At 36.7% G+C, this 19,520-nt stretch carries 15 protein-coding genes and 1 pseudogene; 7 read left to right on the forward strand and 9 right to left on the reverse strand.

Annotated features, from left to right (window positions below; genetic code table 11):
- The first annotated feature begins 54 nt into the window (after positions 1-54).
- Both F0365_RS15105 and F0365_RS15110 read left to right on the forward strand, forming a co-directional pair.
- The gene (locus F0365_RS15105) at positions 55-591 is read left to right on the forward strand and encodes an RNA polymerase sigma factor (RefSeq protein WP_169934463.1); all 537 of its coding nucleotides are present in this window, start codon (positions 55-57) and stop codon (positions 589-591) included.
- Positions 591-1,379, forward strand: coding sequence for an anti-sigma factor (locus F0365_RS15110; RefSeq protein ID WP_169934464.1), 789 nt, complete (start codon positions 591-593; stop codon positions 1,377-1,379). The genes F0365_RS15105 and F0365_RS15110 overlap by 1 nt, the downstream gene beginning before the upstream one ends.
- A 617-nt stretch (positions 1,380-1,996) precedes the next feature.
- On the opposite strand, the gene F0365_RS15115 is transcribed toward F0365_RS15110, so the two are convergent.
- The 6 genes from F0365_RS15115 to F0365_RS15140 form a co-directional block, all read right to left on the reverse strand.
- Complete coding sequence (locus F0365_RS15115; protein ID WP_206071288.1) at positions 1,997-3,316, reverse strand: tetratricopeptide repeat protein; 1,320 nt, start codon at positions 3,314-3,316, stop codon at positions 1,997-1,999.
- A 65-nt stretch (positions 3,317-3,381) separates the two neighbouring features.
- Positions 3,382-3,966, reverse strand: a complete 585-nt coding sequence (locus tag F0365_RS15120) for a DUF4331 family protein (protein WP_169934465.1) — start codon at positions 3,964-3,966, stop codon at positions 3,382-3,384.
- A 42-nt stretch (positions 3,967-4,008) separates the two neighbouring features.
- Entirely contained in the window at positions 4,009-4,725 is a 717-nt protein-coding gene (locus tag F0365_RS15125) for a DUF4331 family protein (protein WP_169934466.1), read from the reverse strand.
- A gap of 117 nt (positions 4,726-4,842) precedes the next feature.
- Complete coding sequence (locus F0365_RS15130; protein WP_169934467.1) at positions 4,843-5,616, reverse strand: LytR/AlgR family response regulator transcription factor; 774 nt, start codon at positions 5,614-5,616, stop codon at positions 4,843-4,845.
- A 1-nt stretch (position 5,617) separates the two neighbouring features.
- Positions 5,618-5,905, reverse strand: a complete 288-nt coding sequence (locus tag F0365_RS15135; RefSeq protein ID WP_169934468.1) for a 2TM domain-containing protein — start codon at positions 5,903-5,905, stop codon at positions 5,618-5,620.
- A 1-nt stretch (position 5,906) separates the two neighbouring features.
- A complete protein-coding gene (locus F0365_RS15140; RefSeq protein WP_169934469.1) occupies positions 5,907-7,241 on the reverse strand; it encodes a histidine kinase in 1,335 nt (444 codons plus the stop codon).
- A 221-nt stretch (positions 7,242-7,462) separates the two neighbouring features.
- On the opposite strand from F0365_RS15140, the gene F0365_RS15145 reads away from it, so the two are divergent.
- From F0365_RS15145 to F0365_RS15155, 3 genes and pseudogenes are all read left to right on the forward strand, one after another.
- Positions 7,463-8,242, forward strand: a complete 780-nt coding sequence (locus F0365_RS15145) for a zinc-dependent peptidase (RefSeq protein WP_169934470.1) — start codon at positions 7,463-7,465, stop codon at positions 8,240-8,242.
- A gap of 82 nt (positions 8,243-8,324) precedes the next feature.
- The gene (locus F0365_RS15150) at positions 8,325-9,098 is read left to right on the forward strand and encodes a S1/P1 nuclease (RefSeq protein WP_169934471.1); all 774 of its coding nucleotides are present in this window, start codon (positions 8,325-8,327) and stop codon (positions 9,096-9,098) included.
- A 259-nt stretch (positions 9,099-9,357) separates the two neighbouring features.
- Positions 9,358-10,185, forward strand: a pseudogene (locus F0365_RS15155) (dienelactone hydrolase family protein).
- A 121-nt stretch (positions 10,186-10,306) separates the two neighbouring features.
- On the opposite strand, the gene F0365_RS15160 reads toward F0365_RS15155, so the two are convergent.
- Entirely contained in the window at positions 10,307-11,047 is a 741-nt protein-coding gene (locus F0365_RS15160; protein WP_169934472.1) for a DUF6503 family protein, read from the reverse strand.
- 51 nt (positions 11,048-11,098) lie between these two features.
- On the opposite strand from F0365_RS15160, the gene smpB reads away from it, so the two are divergent.
- Together smpB and F0365_RS15170 are read left to right on the forward strand one after the other, a co-directional pair.
- Positions 11,099-11,563, forward strand: a complete 465-nt coding sequence (gene smpB / locus F0365_RS15165) for an SsrA-binding protein SmpB (protein WP_169934473.1) — start codon at positions 11,099-11,101, stop codon at positions 11,561-11,563.
- An 826-nt stretch (positions 11,564-12,389) separates the two neighbouring features.
- Positions 12,390-14,885: a DUF5686 and carboxypeptidase regulatory-like domain-containing protein gene (locus F0365_RS15170; RefSeq protein WP_169934474.1), complete on the forward strand. Its 2,496-nt coding sequence runs from the start codon at positions 12,390-12,392 to the stop codon at positions 14,883-14,885.
- 1,215 nt (positions 14,886-16,100) lie between these two features.
- Here the strand turns inward: F0365_RS15170 and F0365_RS15175 are convergent.
- Together F0365_RS15175 and F0365_RS15180 are read right to left on the reverse strand one after the other, a co-directional pair.
- Positions 16,101-18,599, reverse strand: coding sequence for a TonB-dependent receptor plug domain-containing protein (locus tag F0365_RS15175; protein WP_169934475.1), 2,499 nt, complete (start codon positions 18,597-18,599; stop codon positions 16,101-16,103).
- Positions 18,592-19,494 carry a FecR family protein gene (locus F0365_RS15180; RefSeq protein ID WP_169934476.1) on the reverse strand — a complete coding sequence of 301 codons (903 nt, stop codon included), beginning with the start codon at positions 19,492-19,494 and terminating at the stop codon, positions 18,592-18,594. Before F0365_RS15180 ends, F0365_RS15175 begins: the two co-directional genes overlap by 8 nt.
- Between the last annotated feature and the right edge of the window lie 26 nt (positions 19,495-19,520).

A 19,520-nucleotide genomic window follows, 5' to 3' on the forward strand; every position in this document is an offset into this window, starting at 1 on the left:
CGTATTTACTCGCAGACTTTTTTTTTGCATCTTTAACACCTAATTAATTAATTAATGAGTGCACAACCTGATTTACTAATTGCCAGAATGAAAAGTGGAGATCAAACCGCATTTACACGGGTTTATGATCGTTATCAAGAAGCTTTACACGGCGTCATTTATAATATTGTAAAAAATAGAGATGTTTCTGAAGAAATCCTGCAAGACGTATTTATCAAAATCTGGAATAATTCTGAATCCTATGACTCACAACAAGGACGTTTTTTTACCTGGGCCTTAAACATTTCGCGCAATGCGTCTATAGATTATCTAAGGTCTAAAAGACATAAAGACAGTTTAAAAAACCTAAGTAGTGATAATTTCGTAGATGTATTAGAAACTAGTGATGATTTAGATACCGCGACAAATGCTATTTACTTGAAAAAGTGGATAGAAAAACTAGAGCCGATGTGTATCAAAATTATCGATGTAATATTCTTTAAGGGTTTTACATTTAACGATGGTGCAAAAGAATTAGAAATGCCTTCTGGCACCTTGAAAACTAGACATAGAAAGTGTATGATGGCATTAAGAAATATGATATTAAACTAATGGATACTCAAGAATTAATAAATAGCGGCGATTTAGAACTCTATGTATGCGGAGCACTGGAACTGGAACGTTCCATTGAAATAACACAAGCACTTAAGAATAATATACCTCTTCAACTGGAAGTACAAATCATTGAAGAAACCTATATGAAACTCGCAATTGGAATTGCTCCTACTACTAATGAGGTAGAATTATTTGATAAACTACAAGCAATTATAGGTAAAGACAATTCAGAATCCAACACCAGCTCTTGGAGCAATTACATAGGTTGGGCGGCAGCAGTTGCACTTCTTTTCGGTGGCGGTTACCTCTATACAAACAATGCTGATCTTCAAGAAAACAACACTTCTCTAGAAAATCAACTAGTTACTGCAGAACAGGAGAAAGAAATTCTAAATACGGAAGTTGAAAATACACGACAGGCCAACAATGACTATGAGGAAGCACTTGCTTTTATCAAGAAAAAAAACACGGCTAAAGTAAACCTAGCTGGTCAGAAAGGATTTGAAAGCTCTTATGCTACTGCATTCCACAATCCGGTGGAAAATGTCACTTACTTAGATGTCGCGGGGCTTCCTGCTGCACCTCAAGGAAAGTCATATCAATTATGGTCATTGACATTGAATCCGCTGATGCCTACTAGTCTCGGTGTGGTAGAAAACAGCAATGATCTTTTAAGGATTGAAAATACCAACTCCTCAGAAGCTTTTGGTATTACACTGGAAGAATATGGAGGTGCTGAAGGTCCTAATTTAGAACAACTCTATACCTTAGGAGTGATTAATTAATCTGACTCTTTAGATTTTGAAAAAATGCGCAGCTGATAGCTGCGCATTTTTTTTGGTGTTAAATCCTACCAAACAACTATAATTTTATGATAAGGTGGAGTTTCCATATCTTTTATAAAGGCAGTTATAAGCAATTGGGTCTATTGACTTAGAAATGTGAACTGCTACATGACCAGAACAGCTGGTGTCACCTGTACTTCTAAATTCTTCTTTTATTGCGGTAACTAAAGGAAGCGTGGTTATTTATCCAGAAGGTGGTAGGAGTCTTTAAAAGCCTTTCTGCTAGTGAAGGGTGATGGACTTATCATATACCTTCAGTAAAGTACCAGCAGGTATAGGCAGGAGCCTGACCGATTTTAATAAAGACGGCACTGTTATAGAGTTTCTTTTTACCGCTGAGTGTGCTCACCTATTCAATGAGTCCTATGATTCCATAGGAAACCAACAACCTTCGGTCTGAAAAGTCCTCTTTTACCCAAGGATTTTAAAAGGGTACCAAAGCTTAAAGCAAAAAAGGTGCCCGACTCTTTTACGAATCAGGCACCCAAACTAACCAACCAAAAAAACAAAGTTTTCTTTCTCTTACTACTACTTACGTAATTACAGAGGCTTTGGTTTTAAATTTCATTGATCATATCATTATAACTCTTTATGGTAATTGGTCCCAGCTCATAGGCGGCACCAGATAAATCTTTACTGTACTCCAAAGCTTCTTCTCTTTTGCCATTTGCTATTAAAATTTCAAGCGTGTGCAATTGTGCAACCGGTTCATAGGTCTTGCCTATAACATACTGCTGTTGGTTGATGAGTGCTTCTTGTGGCTTTCCGTTTTTGAGAAGTGCGTAGCTCAATAAACTTTGAGTCTCTGGTGTAGATCTGTTTTTAACTTCAGCTCTAGCAGTATCTAAAGCTCTCTTTTTTTCCAATTTGTTTCCAGAAAGCAGTTGTTCCACTTTATACGTATTGTACATCGCTCCATAGGCTTTCTTTTCAACTTCATTTAAAAAAGACATACGCAAAGGTTCTGTTTCATTGGAAAAGTTTTGGTACTCCATCACTTCTGCAATAGCTAGATCATAGTCTGGTAAAGGATGGCGCTCTTTTATTTTATTTAAAATACGCAAAGCCTCTTCAGAATTTTTTTCATAAGAATAAACAATCCATGCAATTCCTTTTAGGGCATAGGTATTCATTGGATCTAATTCTAAAGTTTTAAGGTAATGATCATAGGATTTTTCAATCTGACCATCGTGGCCATAGTAATCTGCAATATTAGAATTGCTCCATAGTTGTATGGATGGATTTCCACTTTGATCTGCTAAGGTTTTTGCTTTTTCCATTAGTCTTATGGTAGCCTTCAAGTCGCCCTTATTATCATTCCATTTTGCTGCTCTGATCAAATAGTTGTAATCTTTGCTATTTGTGAGTTGATCCAACATGTTTTCGGCTCTTGAATAATCTCCCAATTCCATCGCAATGTCAAAGTATACCATCTGACTTTCTCTAGCGAGTGGACTTCTGGTAAAAGTTTGCAGCAAACTATCTGCAGTCTTGAATTTATGTTGTTTGATGTAGGCTTGGGCAAGGTTGTATTTAGAATTATCAGGATTGATATACCTATTTGCTACTACGGCTTCTTGCATTTGAACTGATCTGTTGAGATTACTTACATCTCCTTTAAGATCATAAAGTAAGTTGAGCTTAGCTGCTAAACGACCTAAATCCAACACTCCTGTAGGGTTTACTTGAATAATAGCTTCTAGACTATCTATTTCTCTTTTTAGTTTTACTACGGGTAATGAATCGTTCGTATCTAAATAAGAATTGTAATCAGCTGAGGCTGTTACTATTTTAGGTGTAGAAGTTATGTTTGAACCGCTCTGCTTCTTACAAGACGTAATCACAAGTAGTGTCAAAAATGCATATAGGAATTTCATAGTGGTAAGGAATTAAAAATGCCGATTCCATAAAAGGAATCGGCATTTGTTAAATAATCAATTTATTAAAACTGAGCTGGTGTTAAATATGGAAATGTACTCGTGCTGGTTCCCATTTCTTGAGAAACATTATCAGATACTAAGTTAGGTGTTCCATTGTTTCCATCAAAACGAGCTCCAGTGTTACCACCGAAAAGAACGATTAAGGACACATCAATTACATCATCTTCTAACGTACGACCAGTTAAGAAACTGCTAGTAGAAGTAAAGTATGAAGTAGGTGCATCTGGTGAAACTTGTAGTACATCTAAAGAAAGTACTGCTGTCGTTTGCGCTTGATCCAATCCTAAAATATTATTTTCAAAACTAGCTCCGTACGCTGCGTAATATGCTCCTAGCGTGTTATTGAATTCCCCTGAAAAGGCAGCGATCTGATTTGCAGGAGTAGTAATATTAAAGTTGTTTTTATTGGCATCAGAACCAGAAAGAACTGTGTTGATCCCTGGACGTCCCATTTGATCTTGGGTAGTAAATGTCCCTGAGAAATCTGTTGTTGCTGGCTGTCCAGTTACTGGATTATCATCATCACTACAGCTTACTGTAAGTGTCGCAACTACGGCTACTGCCATTATATATTTGAATATTTTCATTGTATTTTTTTTTTAAAAATTTAAACTTAACTTGATTTGCTTTTAGTTTCTTCTTTTTGTCTCTACCCATACATTATAAGAGTTAGGTAAGCCATAAACTGGCGCGCCTAATCCTGCACGGAATTGATCAGCAAGGTGTGTAGGAGCTGTTCCTAGTAACACATTAGGTACTTCTAATACGATCGCATTCACATTTGCTCCTGAAAAAGCATTGGTACCTGTAGATCCAAATCCCTCAGCTGGTGCAGTACCTGCTACTGTATTGAATTGTTGGAAATCAAAAAAGAAAGCATCTTGACGTTGTCCCGCAAAAGCGTGTATCCCTCCAGTTAATAATTCTCCTGGTGAACCTATAGTAACACTACCTATAGCTTCATTCGTGTCAATAGTACTGCTCAATGTAGTAGAATTTGGGGCATAAGGTCCAAAAAAGTACATTTTATCTCCTTGTCTTAAGGCTTGAATTACTAAATCTTCACTTACTCCTACAGAAGCAGGAAAAGCTCCAGGTACATCTGCACCTGTATTGTCAATATTAATCTCTATCATCACGTTTTCGTCAAAATTTGACGCAGCGCTACCTGCTGGTAAAGAGACAATAAAAGTAGTAGATGTGGAATTTTCTCCTTCAAAAGCAAAAAAGTCTGCAATATCAGTGTTCATGTTTCTCACATTGGGAGCGTCGAGGTGGTCAGCCGCGATTAAAGAACCGGCGATAGCTGCTATCGCAAGTGTGGACCAAAGGGCAATTTTTTTCATCTTAAAATGGTTTTAATTAATTTATACTCCATTTACGAGAGAAAGACAGTAGCGGTTTTAAATGCTGTGTTAAAACCTTGCCAACGCGTTACCAAATTAAGAGGTATACTTAAGAATTCACTTCTCTAGCCATATTCTAAACTCCTTAACTCGCTCTCTGCTAACGATTAAGTCCAGTTCTTTAAAAGAATTTATTTTTACTTGTATTCTTGAATTTGTATAAGAAATCATATCATCAATAGCATTAATATTAATGATCGCTTGTCTAGAGATACGGAAAAACTGTTTTGGATCCAGTTCATCAATCAGTGATTCTAGTTTTGAATCGATCAAATAATTTCTCCCATTTTCCAGATTTAAGTAGGTTCCTTTATTCTCTGAGTAGAATAACTGTATCCCATCGGTATGAAATAGTTTGAGGTGCTCTCCCACTTTAGCTGTAAACCGCCTTTTATAATTGCGCTCTATGGGATTGCCCAGTAATTTTGCTATCTCTTCAAAATTGATGGTAGCACCTTGGTTGGTAGTGTTCTCGCTTTCGCGAAAGCGTAACTTAAATTGATCTATTGCTACTTTCAATTCCTCTTCATCAATAGGCTTTAAAAGGTAGTCAATGCTGTTTAACTTAAAAGCCTGGAGAGCATACTCATCATAGGCTGTGGTAAAAATGATGGCACTATCTACTTGCACCTGGTCAAAAATTTCAAAAGAAAGGCCATCACTCAACTGTATATCTAAGAAAATCAAGTCTGGTGCAGGATGATTTAACAAGTATTCTACAGACTCCTGCACCGAATGCAACATCACCTCTGGGGTAATATTTAAAACTTCTAGCATGCGCTTTAACCTCCTAGCAGAGGGCTTTTCATCCTCAATGATTACAGCTTTCATATTAATTTTCTTTTTCTAGAAGTTCTTGAATCTTGCGCTTTTCCCAATCTTTTCCTGTAAATGGATTGGAGCTAAAAGTACCTATTGCATGTCCTATAAGACCTATTCCCCATCCACCTAATGGAAATAGAAACCAAACAATTTCCCATTCATTTTGATAATAGTTAAGCGATGCGATTCCTGTGTTTACGATAATATAAACAAAAAGGTGGTTGTAAAAAGATCTTATTTGTTCCACTCTAGCCTTAGCTCTGGTGTAACGTTCCTGATATGTTTCTGAAGTGCTCATATTAAAAGTTTTTATCGTTCAATAATTTATCAATCTTGCGGTCTTCCCATCCCTTGCCTAAAAATGCGTTCTTTTCATAAACACGCCGGTATTTAAACAACAAACCTATACTCATTCCTATAGCTGGGAAAATCGCCCATGGAAAATCTGAAGAAAAATAATTGATAGCAGCTAGAAATAAAATGATCCCTATGGTCTTTACCACATCATCATAATAATCCTTGATGATTTTTACGCGTTCTTTTGCTTTGACCAATTTAATATCTTCCACGGCGGTCATATCTTCGTTATTTGAGGTTACTTTTTCAGGAGTGTTAGTTAAAATAGGAATTTGCACTTTAAAATGTTTACGATCTTCGGCAATGCTCATTTTACGGTCGGTGAGCAATTGATAACGAGAAGCAATGTTTTGAAGTCCTACTCCACTACCGCTTCTTGCAACCTCTTTTTTCTGTAAGTTATTCTCAACAATCAGTTGATTCCCTTCTTCATAAATACGAAGCTTTAAAGGTTTGTTATCACTCACTATATTGTGTTTTACAGCATTTTCTAGTAATAATTGTAATGATAAGGGTACCACCTGAGCGTCTATAATATGGCTCTTTTCTGGGATGTCGATTTGAATACTGTCTTCAAAACGTGTTTTAAGCAATCCTACATAAGCTCGTGCAAAGTTTAATTCTTCATCTACAGAGACCAATTCCTTATTGCGTTGTTCTAATACATACCTATATACCTTAGAAAGTGATGTGGTGAATTTAGTAGCTGCTTTTGGGTTCTCTTCAATCAAAGAAACCAGCACATTTAGACTGTTAAATAAAAAATGTGGATCCAGCTGATTTTTTAAGGCGTCAAACTGAGCTGTTGCAGACCTGGCGATTACTTTTTGCTCATTTACTTTTCTTACCTGTAATTCTTTATAGAAATAAAAGGCATGAAAAATAACAGACATAAACATGGTAAATGTGAAACCAAATAAATACCATTCTAACTTTTGCTGTTCAAAAAACGCTTCAACAGGTTGTCCATAATACAATACCCTTAAAGAAAATAGCACCACAAAAAGGGTGATCATGGTAAGTACTACACTTCCTATTGCTCCTATTAGCAGGCGTTTCATTCCATTTTCAGTCCAAGTATAGAATCGTCCTAAAACGTCAAAAAAACCAAAGTTTACAGCTGTTATGCAAATACTAAAAACAAAGTTAGTTAGGTAAGCCTCTATCTCATCAGGCCATGAATTAAGACTCCCCGTGGTCACAAAGTTGATAACACTAATCGACAAAGCGATTAAAGCAGATACCCATATAAGTTTAAAAATCTTTTTAAGGAACATGTAGTTTTCTTTATTTGACCTAAAAGTAATTTATTCCTTTAGAACACCCCAAAGATGCTATATGAAAAGAGAAGCGGCTATTTTAGCTGACTCAATTGTAGAAAAAGCCTACCGAACTGTTGTCCTATATAGTTAAGGTTCTTTAATGATAAAGATATTAAGAGTACCTTTTGATCACTGCCATTAGAATTGATGTTACTTTTGATTTTTAATTTGTTTTTATGATCTACTTCATCATACCGTTGTTAGCTGCAATTCTTCTTTATTTTTTAGTTTTTAAAAAGGATGCTCCCAAAAGGGTTGCCGATCAGCCCCATTGGCATAAGCCATTAGTAAAATACGTTTATTTTTATGAAAAATTAAATGATAAAGAACAAAAGGTATTTCGTCAACGAATGGCTGCATTTCTAAAAGAAACTTATATAGATGCCGTAGGTTTTGAACTGGAAGAGTTAGACCAAATTCTAGTAGCCGCAAGTGCTGTGATACCGGTCTTTAGATTTAAAGAATGGACTTATAACAACCTAAGCGGCGTGATCATCTATCCTGAAAACTTTAATGAAAACCTGGGCTATGCAGACCATCACGCAGACCGCATGATAGCTGGCCTTGTGGGTACAGGACGTTTTGAAAAACAAATGATTCTTTCTAGAACAGCTTTATACCACGGTTTTAAAAATAATACTGATAAACTTCATACGGGTATTCATGAATTTGTTCACCTACTGGATAAAACAGATGGGCAGACTAATGGACTTCCAGAGGCTTTCCTTGATAAATCCTATATCCTACCATGGATGAATCTTATGCATCAAGAAATGGAAGCTATCAATAACGACAAGTCTGATATCAGGTCCTACGCTGCCACAAATCAAGCAGAATTCTTTGCTGTGACCTCAGAATACTTCTTTTCTAGACCTCAATTAATGAAAAGAAAGCATCCTGAAATATATAAAATGTTAGAGCTGTGTTTTAATCCGCAGCTTAAGAAAACCGTTTGATTCTATTATTTATAATGGATTTTTAACGCTAGGATAACCTTATAATGAACCCGACATCTTACCTTCGTTTAAAAAATTACTTATGCGCAAATTCTTATTATTTCTTGTTGTATTATGCACCACGTTTCATGCCTATGCTGACGATTGGGGGAAAACAGGGCATAGAACTACCGGTGCCATTGCAGAGCAGTACCTGACTAAAAAAGCCAGAAAAGCCATTGCAAAATTACTCGATGGAGAATCACTTGCCTTTGTTTCAACTTATGCAGATGAGATTAAAAGTGATAGCCTATATAGAAAATATGGCCCACAACATTATGTGAATATTCCGTTTGAAACCGATTATGAATACCATCCTAAAAATGAACGTGGTGATATTATTCAGGCGATAGATACCTGTATTGCCACTCTAAAATCAGAGACCGCCACTAAAGAAGAAAAGGCTTTTCAATTGCGCATGTTGATTCATTTTATAGGAGACCTTCACCAGCCGCTACACACTGGATTAAGTGAGGATAAAGGGGGTAACGATTTTCAAGTGCAATGGTTTAGAAGTGGCACTAATTTACACAGTGTCTGGGACTCTAAAATGATAGAAAGCTACGGTATGTCTTATACTGAATTAGCTAGCAACATGCCTTACTTAACTAGAAAACAGCGTAAAACCATGGGAAGCGGTACTCATAGAGACTGGCTAGAAGACAGTCGCATAATGGTAAAAGACATCTATGCAAATACTGAAAAAGGAGCTGATTTAAGTTACCGGTATATGTATGAATACTTCAACAAGCTGCGTGGTCAATTACAAAAAGGTGGCGTACGTCTTGCTGCCTTATTGAATGAGGTGTTGGGATAGTTCCTTCTTAATTTTATTTAAATTAGAAGTTGATGTTAGCCTCGTTGAGATACAAAAACTGAAATCAAAAAAAGCTCTAGATCAACTCTAGAGCTTTTTGCTTTCTTCGTGTTTTGTTGTCTTAAAAATTGCAGTATCTGCGACATGGAATCAAGAAAAAAACAGAGGCCACTGCAAAGGTTTATACTAAGAAACCACCAAATCATCTTTTAAATAAGTAATTTAAAAGAATGCTAACTTTAAATCAAATGCTGCAGTAATGAAAAATTTAAAAAAAGAAGACCTTAAACAATAAGTATTTGATTGGTATGATGACTACGCGCTCAACAAACTCCATAGCAGGTAATTTGCAGAAAAACTATCTTTATATGCCATTGGTGGTTAAACCTTAGGAGGATTGGTCAGTTTTAGGTCTCCTAACTATAAAGACACTTTATTAGTTCCACCAGACGACCCAACCCTAGATTCTGATTGTATTACTTATGACTCTCCTTAAGGTGGTGGAACCATAAAAGGTCCATTATCTCCATCTAAAGATCTTAAAACAAGGCTGCCAAGGGTAATTGTGGTACCTAAAAATAGGGGTTTAAGTCCCTATATGGAAGATGTGGCAGGTCGCACAACAAAAGAAAAATTAATATCTTCAGCAACAGACGCTTGAAGTCTGCTTGCAGGCTATCCTGGAAATGATGACGATGGTAGAACACTGCAAAAAAGCGAGATAGAAACGAAATGTTAGAAGATTTTATCGCTGCTTATAATTACCTCGGGTCGCATAAAAATTGTGATGGTCGTGCAGGTGTGGTTGGTTTTTGTTTTGGCGGTGGATTTCTAATATGATGGCCGTTAGACTAACAGATTTAAGAGCAGCTGTTCCCTATTGCGGGAGACCACCTGATGGTGAAGACGCTGCAAAAATAAAGCCCCTTTATTACTTCATTATGGCGCATTAAATACCAGAGTAAATCCTGGATGGCCTGCTTTTAAAAAAGTGTTAAAAGCAAATAATAGAGTACATCAAGCCTATAGGTATACACAAGTAAATCAAGGATTTCATACTAATACGACCCCTCGTTACAATAAATAAACTGCTGATTTATCTCGGGAACAAAACATAGCATTTTTCAAAGCATATTTTAAATCATAGTGAACTCTCATTTCCAAAAAAACTATGGCTCTAAGAAAATAGAACTAATTTCTTGGAGGTTTTAGTTGCTATCGAACGTTGCAAGTTTCAAATCAATATCGCTCAATTTTACAAGTTTTCCTTCTTCAAACAGATCATCCATTTTTGAAAGATCTGGATCTCCTTTTTGAGCTTTGAAGTTGTTGTAATCTTGTAGAATTACACCATTGAGGTTTCTGCGGTTCTCGCTTTCGCGAAAGCGGTAACCACAATCTTCTTCACAGTACGAATAAGCCATGTAATCGATCCTATAATCTTGTGTATTTACCCAATACATAAACTTATCTTCGTGATCCTCACCACCGCCTTCTTCTTTAAAGGTGACTTCCAATTCATGATAGGCTATTCCTTTAATCGTATCTTGAGCAATGTATTTTATCTTGATGGCATCACCATCCAAACTATAAGGAAGTTGGGCAAAATAGATCACCGAATTTAAGCTTGCCGAGTAACGTGTAGAAAGAGAATCTGCGAGTGGTGACTGAATAGCGTTGCGGTAACGGGAAAAACCCTTATTATCCAAACGGTCCAAGATCGTGTCTGCTCCTATCATCAAATGACGTTCGTATGCAAAATTTCCATTGTCGCGTTCTACGGAGTAATCAATCCCTCTAAAGTTAAAAGACAAAGTTCCCTCTGCAGCAATAGCGGTACCATGGGCTTTCATCGCCTGATCCATTATAGCACGTGCATCTGGCTTATTAGTGGTACAAGAAAAAAGGAAAGTGGTGATCGCAAAGAGTAGTAAAATATTCTTTTTCATTTCACAAAGATATAAGAGATTCTGCTATCGATTCAAGTATATTTGTTAATTATGGATTTTAAGAATAAAATAGAAATCAAGAATCGCAAAGCGCGATTTGAATACGAGATTCTTGATAAATATACCGCTGGAATAGTACTCGCAGGAACGGAGATCAAAGCCATACGATTAGGTAAGGCCAGTATCGCTGAAGGCTTTTGCGAATTCAAGAACAATGAGCTGTTCATCATCAATATGACGGTACAGGAATATTCTCATGCTACCTATTTCAACCATGCTCCCAAAGCTGAGCGCAAGTTATTACTGAATCGCAAAGAACTAAAGAAGCTAGAAAAAGCAGTAGCTAACTCTGGTAACACCATTATTCCGTTAAAATTATTTGTCAACAAAAAAGGTCTTGCCAAAATAGATATTGCCCTAGCAAAAGGTAAAAAGTTATTTGATAAACGCGAGACGATGAAAGATCGAGATAATAAAAAACGTATGGATCAGATTAAAAAAATGCATCGCACATAGTTTTAGGCTTTACGTATAAAACATCAAAAGGGGCCGTATTTATACCGCCCCTTTTTGATGGAATAAACAATTTATCAAAGCCTTTTGGTTTTAAGTATCCCTGAGCAATTTGATTTCTACTTGGACTTTGCTCAGCAAGGCACCTCTGGCTGAGGGGAAAGGCAAGATTTAAATAGTATCCAGTATCGAGAACGATTCTAGCCGATACCGTTGTGCAGCGGCATAATAAAAAAGAGTAAAAGGTAATTGAGCTTTAAACTGCCTGCTGTTCGTGTTGGCATTGAAAATGTCTACATTTATTCTCGATGCTGTTACTGAATAACATAATTGTGAGTTCGATGACAACTAAACATGCCAAGACAAATACTTGGTATATTGGTTTCTAAAAGCTCTTGAGGTTATGACCAGAGCACAAAACACCCAACGCTTATCTTCCCTAGGGAAGAAAGTACTTTAGGGAATTGTACCATTTGCTCTATCACTAGAACTATAGATTTTATGAAGGAAAAAAGGTAGTTGGTGTATGCCATCTGTGGGAAGGGAGTAACTTGATATTATGATTTTCTCTTCTTGCATACGAAGAGCCTAAGTGATAGGAATGCATCATACCGCTAGGCAAAGGCTGTTGTGATGCTAGAAGCTATAAAAAGCTTTTATTTTTGCCTCTTTTAGTCCCGAAAGCTTTCGGGAGGGGAAAGGAAAATTAAAAAACTTTCTTCATTTTCAGGCAACTTTGTTAGATTTATCTCGTCTTAACAATAGATAGAGGTCGTTAACACCTAAATTAACATGAGCTTTATTAATTTGCACTCAAACAACCACCCAAATGAATTTTATTACTAAAACTGCTATTGCCTTTCTGATTGCTTTGCTCGTTTCCGCTTTCGCGAAAGCGCAACTCACAGGAACATTATCTGACTCGAGCAACGAGCCCATAGCCTTTGCCTCCATCTACATCAAAGGCACTTACACAGGAACAACGACCAATCAAAATGGGAGTTACACATTGAAATTAGACAAATTTCAGACCTACGAGATCGTGTACCAGTCGCTAGGATACCAGCCCAAAACCATTTCTGTCGCTTTTACAAAAAATGGACAGGTTCAAAACGTGGTACTAGAAGAAGAAATTGCCACATTGGACACCGTGGTGGTCAACTCTAATGAAAACCCAGCAGACCGCGTCATACGGGAAGCAATTGCTAACAGAGAAGCCAACCGGAAGAAATTTTCTAGCTATAAAGCAGACTTCTACTCTCGCGGAATCTGGCGTATGGAAGATGTGCCTGAAAAATTTTTGGGACAAGAAATAGGCGACTTAGAAGGGTCTTTGGACTCGTTATCTCGCAGTGGTGTGATCTATTTGTCTGAAACGGTTTCTAAAATCGCTTATGAAGCACCTAATAATTTTAAGGAACGTATTATCGCCAGTAAAATATCTGGAGATGATAACGGCTTTAGCGCTAACAGTGCTGAAAGCGCTAACTTTGATTTTTACAACAACAATATAGACCTCAATAACCGCATCGTCTCTCCTATTGCAGACTATGCTTTTAGCTATTACAAATACAAATTGCTAGGTACTTTCTACGATGAGAACAAATTCTTAATTAATAAAATAGAAGTGATCTCGCGACGTCCTAAGGATAATACTTTTAACGGAATCCTGTACATCGTAGAAGATCAATGGACCATTTATGGTTTGGAACTAAGCACACTGGGCGAGAACATCAATGTACCAGCCATTGAGAAACTTACCTTTAACCAAGACTTTACTTATGAGCCTAGCAGTGGTGACTGGGTAAAACGATCACAGAGTATTGATTTTGTATTTGGGTTTTTCGGATTTAAAGGAAATGGTAGGTTCCTGGCCAACTATACGAATTACGATTTTAAGCCTGCCTTTGATAAAAAGTCCTTTGGTGCAGAGGTATTAAGTTTTGAAAAAGATGCCAATAAGAAAGACAGCAGTTATTGGAATCAAAAACGCCCCGTCCCTCTTACCCTAGAAGAAGATAAAGAGTATGTGAAAAAAGACAGCATCGCTACCGTACGCAACGACCCCAAATATAAAGACAGTGTAGATAGGGTCAATAATAAATTCAAGATCTTAGATCCATTAAATGGGTATACCTATAGAAACAGCAAGAAAAACGAAAGATTGAGCTATGATGGACTCTTGGACTTGGGGTCCTTTAAAGGATTTAATACCGTGCAAGGTTATGTGATAGGAACTGGACTGAGCTATTCCAAAGGCTATGATGACGATTACAACCGTAGTCTTTATGTGAGCACAGATATCAATTACGGGATCTCAGACGACCGATTGCGATATACGCTTAACGCTAATTACAGATTCAATAGAACTAATAAAAGAAACATTTCCATAACTGCTGGGACAGAAGCTCGACAAATCAATAACTCAGAACCTATCAGCACACTAGAAAACACCCTTTCCAGTCTGGCCTTTGAGCGTAATTTTGCCAAATTCTACGAAGTGGATTTTGCCGGAGCGAGCTTTTATGAGGAAATAGCAAACGGGTTTTTCTTAACGGCAAGCGCTAATTATGAAAAAAGACAACCGCTTAATAACACCACAGACCAGGTGTGGTTCACACAGAGTGATGTGGATTATACGAGTAACAATCCTGTAGCGCTAGACAACAACCGTTTTGCCTCTATAACAGAGCACGAACTGTTTAAAGTCGGTTTGGGACTGACCATACGTCCTGGACAGAAGTACCAGAGCTACCCAGACCAGAAGTACAACATACGCAATGAAAAATACCCAACTATTTCTTTGAGATATGAAGGTGGTATAGGAGCAAATGACAGTCGCAATAACTTCCACCAGTTCAGTGCAAACCTCTTCCAAAGCTTTGATATGGGCAACTTAGGTCGCAGTAGTTACTGGGTAAATGGCGGTACTTTTCTCAATGGAGAAGACATCTCTTTTGTGGACTACCAGCATTTTAACGGCAATAGATTGCGTTACAAATTACAAGCATTGAATCCTTATGGTTTTGGCTTATTGAATTACTACGATTACAGTACCAATGGTGATTATGCTCAATTCCACTTACAGCACGATTTTAAGGGTTTTGTATTGGGTAAAATCCCTGGATTGAACCAGTTGAACTACGATCTGATTCTAAGCGGTAAAGCATTATTTACAGACCGCAAGCCCTACTTTGAGGCCAGTGCTGGGATTGATAATATAGGTTTGGGTAAATTTAGACCTTTCCGTGTGGATTATGTGTACAGCATGACCAGCGGTAGAAGCTATGGCGCCTTTGTGGTAGGCATTAATTTTGGGTTGTAATATTTGCATAGCGCTTTCACGAAAGAGTAGTTGTTAACTCTCTCCTACAATAGATTAAAATTAAGAGAAGACTCCAGCTTTTGTCGGGGTCTTTTTTTATGATTTTGACACCGCTTTCTATTTTATTTTAAAATAAAATTTTTTCCTGATACAGCTCCAGGCGAAAGAGGGATTATTAAAGGACTCTTAATATGGGTTAGTATATAGAGAAAGAAATGATTATTTTTAATAATTGATAGGTATCTGTTTTTAGTAATTGGTGCTATTTACTTTATTATAGGCAACTTATAGCTTTAAAAAAGTATGAGATTTCTCCACAACCGAAAAAATTGCGTCAGTGCATTTCCAGCTTACTTTTAAAAACTTGTACAACAATTTTAGCTCTTAATTAAAAAACAAAATGATAGGAGAGATACCGATTTAAAAGACAAAACAAAGAAACAGCTCCGATCTCGCTTGACCTTGAATAAGGGGGTAACTATAGCATTAATTATTGGCTTAACACTTTCAACCGCACTATCCATTTATGGCTTTATAGCAAAAGAAGATAAAATGACTTTTATCACATTAGTTGCTGTTATTTGTGCCAGTTAGCCATTTCTTCCGTTTCCCTAAATGACGATAAAGAAAATTAAAACAGGACTAAAATTAAGAGCTACGGCAGATTAATTTTTTTTATCAAAATTTAGACTTGTTTAAAGCTGATTTCTACACCAAAAGATAGGTGATAGTATATAGCTCATCTGGGAAATACCTTAACAATATCGGGAGTAACAGGTCGCGTACATTTGCGATGCCTGCGATTTTATAAGGTATTTATAATACCATTACCATCCCATAAAAATCAACTATAACTTGTAAAAAATGTGGCTCAGATAAAATCATTAAGGAAGCTAGAATTATGGATTACTCCCATGGAAATGTGGAAAATAATCTGTCCATTTATATTCAAAAAACCGATCATATCTTTTTAATAAGTTGGAACAAGGCGAGCTTATAGCTCAAATTTATTGTGGCTGTGGTGATGTAGAAATGACTATCAACAGTACCCATGCTCTATGGGAAGCTTATATAAAGTCCATAGGATAAACCTGTTTAGAAGAATAGGATATCAAGTCACAAGCAGTTTATCAAGAGTCCAAATTAACTTAGAAGACAGCTCTATGTTGCTAGCTCAATAAATCAAGACAAATCCAACATCTATTGCTATTGGACTTAAAAATAAACACGAAAAACCATATTGGAAGTTAAGCCCAATGAAAATCTTGAAAATTGATTGGCCTCACTAGCCTCATCAACCCTAAAAAAGTTATTGATCACATTTTGTCTGTTCGATATGTTCCAAAGAGAAGCGCCAATTTCTGACCGGAACCTGTCGCTAATTTTAAACTTATAAACTGCAGAAGCATCTATTCTTAAATAATCACGTAATCGTTGCTCGTTTGCTATGTCAAAATTTACATTCCCATTGGTTACTTCATTTCCCAATAAAGGTATGGAAGTGGGCTTTCCAGTTCTATAATTAAGCCCTGCAGACACATTCCAAGAGTCAATGCTATAGGTACTTCCCATAGTAAACGAGTGCGTAAGGTCATAATTACTAGGGAGTTGAATTTCTTCTAGACCTTCAAAAGTGTAAGTGTTGATCAGATAGGAATAACTCATCCAACTGCTGAATTTTCTAAACTTCTTCCTCAGCAGAAATTCGGCTCCATAAACATCATAGCTCCCCTGCTGTCTCTCAAATTCGTATTTAGTAGTAAAACCTTGACTTTGAGTGGTAATACCGTCTACTGTTTTGTAATAAGCTTTGGCGTCTAGCAGCCAACCCTTATTTTTATAGAGAACGCCTAAAGAGGCTTGTTTGCTTTCCATAATAGGAATGCTCTCGTTATCAGTAAGCTGCCATCGTCTGCTTTCAATTCCTAAAAAATCATTTTGAAAATTGATAATCTGCGATGTGCTTTGATGTTTAAATTCTCCCAATGCTTCGATTTCAAAATGATCGCCTAGAGTCTTGCGCAGGCTTAACCTAGGTTCTATAATTACTTTTTTAAATTTAGTCAGGTAATTTGCCCGTATTCCGGCGCGAACTGAAAAGTCTTTTGTAGCATTAGTAAACCAGGTCTGTCCAAAAGCTCCATGTTCTCTTAAAACTTCTTCATCACGTCTTACAAATCGCGGCAAATCAATATCCCTTAAATTAATGACTTCAGTTTCCGTAAAACTATATCCAAGTTTGAATTGCCATTTATTTTTTAAGACTACATTTTCAACTTTAAGGCTTGTTTCTGAAACTGTATTTTCTTGTAAAAAGAATTGCTGAGATAGCACATCAGCATTTATAGAACGCAATTTGTAATTGCTCTCATAAATGCTAAAACTGGTGAAAAAATCTTCTTTCCATTGTCTTTTGTAATGTATTCCTGCGCCGATGCTGTTTTGAGATGCGCTACTTTCTTTCGTCTGTAAATTTCCATTGAAACGAGCTGTTTCATTAAAGCTCAAGTTATTATTAAGAAGGATAAAATTCACCCGGAACACATCTTTGTCTGTGGGGCTATACAACCATCGTAAAGAGGTATCGTAAAAATCAAATCCTTGATCAGAACTGCTAACTTCTGCAGCGTTATTTTGAGCTTCTGTATATTGTGTGACTCGATCAAAATAGCTGTTGTAGGTTGGTGATCGATAAAGATCATCCAGTGATTTTCTAGAGGCTACTTGTAAAGAAGACTTATTACCTATCGGAATATTTGAAAACAATTCTGCATTTAAAAAATTGACTCCTAGGTTTCCGCTAAAATTTGAATTCACTTTTTTATCTGTCTGCATATGAATCGTTCCCGAAATTCCATCAGTAAACGATACATCTGTTCCATTATTAATGACACTTGTAGATTGAGTCATGTGAGGATTAAAGCTAGAGATGAGCCCAAAAAAATGACCTGTTTGGTACATTTTAATATCATCCCATAGTAGGAGGTTTTGATCATTTGATCCACCTCGTATATTGATATTTGAAACGGTTTCATCCACACTATTAATGCTCGGCAACGCCTGAACAGTTTGCAGCACGTCAGCCTCGATTAAACCAGGTAAAAGACTAAACTTATTATAGTCTATAGACGTGGTCCAATCTTCATTTTTATCAATTCCTCTAACCAGATAAGCCTCGAGTAACACGGTGTTTATAAATTCCTGTTCAACTGACATAGAAATGATAGCACATTCTACTAAATCAAACTTACTCGCTTGAAGTGTGATCGCCTTAAAGCCTATGTATCTAATACTTACTACTTCTTCCAAGGATGATAGATCGATCTCAAAATAACCAGTCGCATCACTCACCGCATCATCCTTGCTTCCAGAAATTGTTGCTCCTAAAAGCGGCTGCTGTAGTGGAGCATCATAAATAAACCCACAAAATTTAATGGCTTCAGAAATAGTTATAACCGCAGCACTAACTTGGTTAAACACCAGGTTCGTTTGCTCGGAGAGATTTTCAATCTTAAAGGTAAGGCTGGACTCTTTAGGTAAGGGGTACACTTTTACCTCTTTGAGGATACTGCTCTCATAATTAAAAACTACCGAATGAATTGCAGTAATCTCATTTAACACCTCTATAATAGGCACCTTTTGCATTTGACTTTGTCCAAATGAAGTTTGAAAAGCTAGAAAGATGGTTAGGAGAGCTATATAATATCTATTCATGTCCATTCCTGATCACTACCTCCTTATCATTCCGTATGATATAAGTCATATCAAGTGGTTGCGTTATAGATCTTAATGCATTCTCCAGATCATCATGTTCAAAAGCTCCTGTAAAACTCATAGTAGTGTCCGTTGGAAACTGAATTTTCACTTGGTACTGATCTTCTAATTCTAGAACCACATTTTTAAATGCAGCATTTTCAAAAACACTCATATTGTTCAACCAGGTAGGTTGCGATAACGACACATCACTTTTCAAAACTTTACCAGATCCTAGGGTAAATTCTGTACCTGCTGGTACTTGGACTAAGTTATTGTTATAAGCTACTTGTACCAAGCCTTCATAACAAGAAACTTTAAAAACACCTTCTCTAGACAACACATTAAATTCGGTACCTAAAACACTTACTGTTCCTTGATTGGTAATGACATCAAAACGTTTTCCTTTTTCTACATCAAAAAAGGCTTCCCCTTTAAGATTCAATACCCTTTTATCCTCCCATTTAGAGGCATTATAAAAAAGCTCAGAGGTTTCATTTAAGTTGACTATAGAGTTATCTGGAAGAGTAATTAATTCCTTTTGTCCGGTAATAGTGGCAAAAGTATTGATTTGGTCTCGATCTAAATAGGTGTAAATCCCAATACCAAGTATAAAAACAGCTGCTATTCTAGTAGCCAGGTTCCACCATTGAACAGTTTTTTTCTTTTTAATTTTTAACTTACTTTGAAGAAATTCAAAATCAGCAACTTTTTCCTGAGCACCTCCTTTGAAACGTTGTGCTTCTTCAATTATTTCTTTATATAATTCAGAGCCCTCTATAGCTTTAAAAGCCTTCGCCTCTGCCTCAGACAAGTCATTGTTCAACCATTTTTTAAGTAAATATTCTTTTTCCATTAGATGATGCTCTATATATAAAACAA

Source organism: Nonlabens sp. Ci31 (genome assembly GCF_012974865.1).
Classification (GTDB): Bacteria; Bacteroidota; Bacteroidia; order Flavobacteriales; family Flavobacteriaceae; genus Nonlabens.

Coding starts and splice junctions, on each gene's coding strand:
- F0365_RS15105 (WP_169934463.1), top strand. CDS start 55: ATGAGTGCACAACCTGATTTACTAATTGCCAGAATGAAAAGTGGAGAT.
- F0365_RS15110 (WP_169934464.1), top strand. CDS start 591: ATGGATACTCAAGAATTAATAAATAGCGGCGATTTAGAACTCTATGTA.
- F0365_RS15115 (WP_206071288.1), bottom strand. CDS start 3,316: ATGAAATTCCTATATGCATTTTTGACACTACTTGTGATTACGTCTTGT.
- F0365_RS15120 (WP_169934465.1), bottom strand. CDS start 3,966: ATGAAAATATTCAAATATATAATGGCAGTAGCCGTAGTTGCGACACTT.
- F0365_RS15125 (WP_169934466.1), bottom strand. CDS start 4,725: ATGAAAAAAATTGCCCTTTGGTCCACACTTGCGATAGCAGCTATCGCC.
- F0365_RS15130 (WP_169934467.1), bottom strand. CDS start 5,616: ATGAAAGCTGTAATCATTGAGGATGAAAAGCCCTCTGCTAGGAGGTTA.
- F0365_RS15135 (WP_169934468.1), bottom strand. CDS start 5,905: ATGAGCACTTCAGAAACATATCAGGAACGTTACACCAGAGCTAAGGCT.
- F0365_RS15140 (WP_169934469.1), bottom strand. CDS start 7,241: ATGTTCCTTAAAAAGATTTTTAAACTTATATGGGTATCTGCTTTAATC.
- F0365_RS15145 (WP_169934470.1), top strand. CDS start 7,463: ATGATCTACTTCATCATACCGTTGTTAGCTGCAATTCTTCTTTATTTT.
- F0365_RS15150 (WP_169934471.1), top strand. CDS start 8,325: ATGCGCAAATTCTTATTATTTCTTGTTGTATTATGCACCACGTTTCAT.
- F0365_RS15160 (WP_169934472.1), bottom strand. CDS start 11,047: ATGAAAAAGAATATTTTACTACTCTTTGCGATCACCACTTTCCTTTTT.
- smpB (WP_169934473.1), top strand. CDS start 11,099: ATGGATTTTAAGAATAAAATAGAAATCAAGAATCGCAAAGCGCGATTT.
- F0365_RS15170 (WP_169934474.1), top strand. CDS start 12,390: ATGAATTTTATTACTAAAACTGCTATTGCCTTTCTGATTGCTTTGCTC.
- F0365_RS15175 (WP_169934475.1), bottom strand. CDS start 18,599: ATGAATAGATATTATATAGCTCTCCTAACCATCTTTCTAGCTTTTCAA.
- F0365_RS15180 (WP_169934476.1), bottom strand. CDS start 19,494: ATGGAAAAAGAATATTTACTTAAAAAATGGTTGAACAATGACTTGTCT.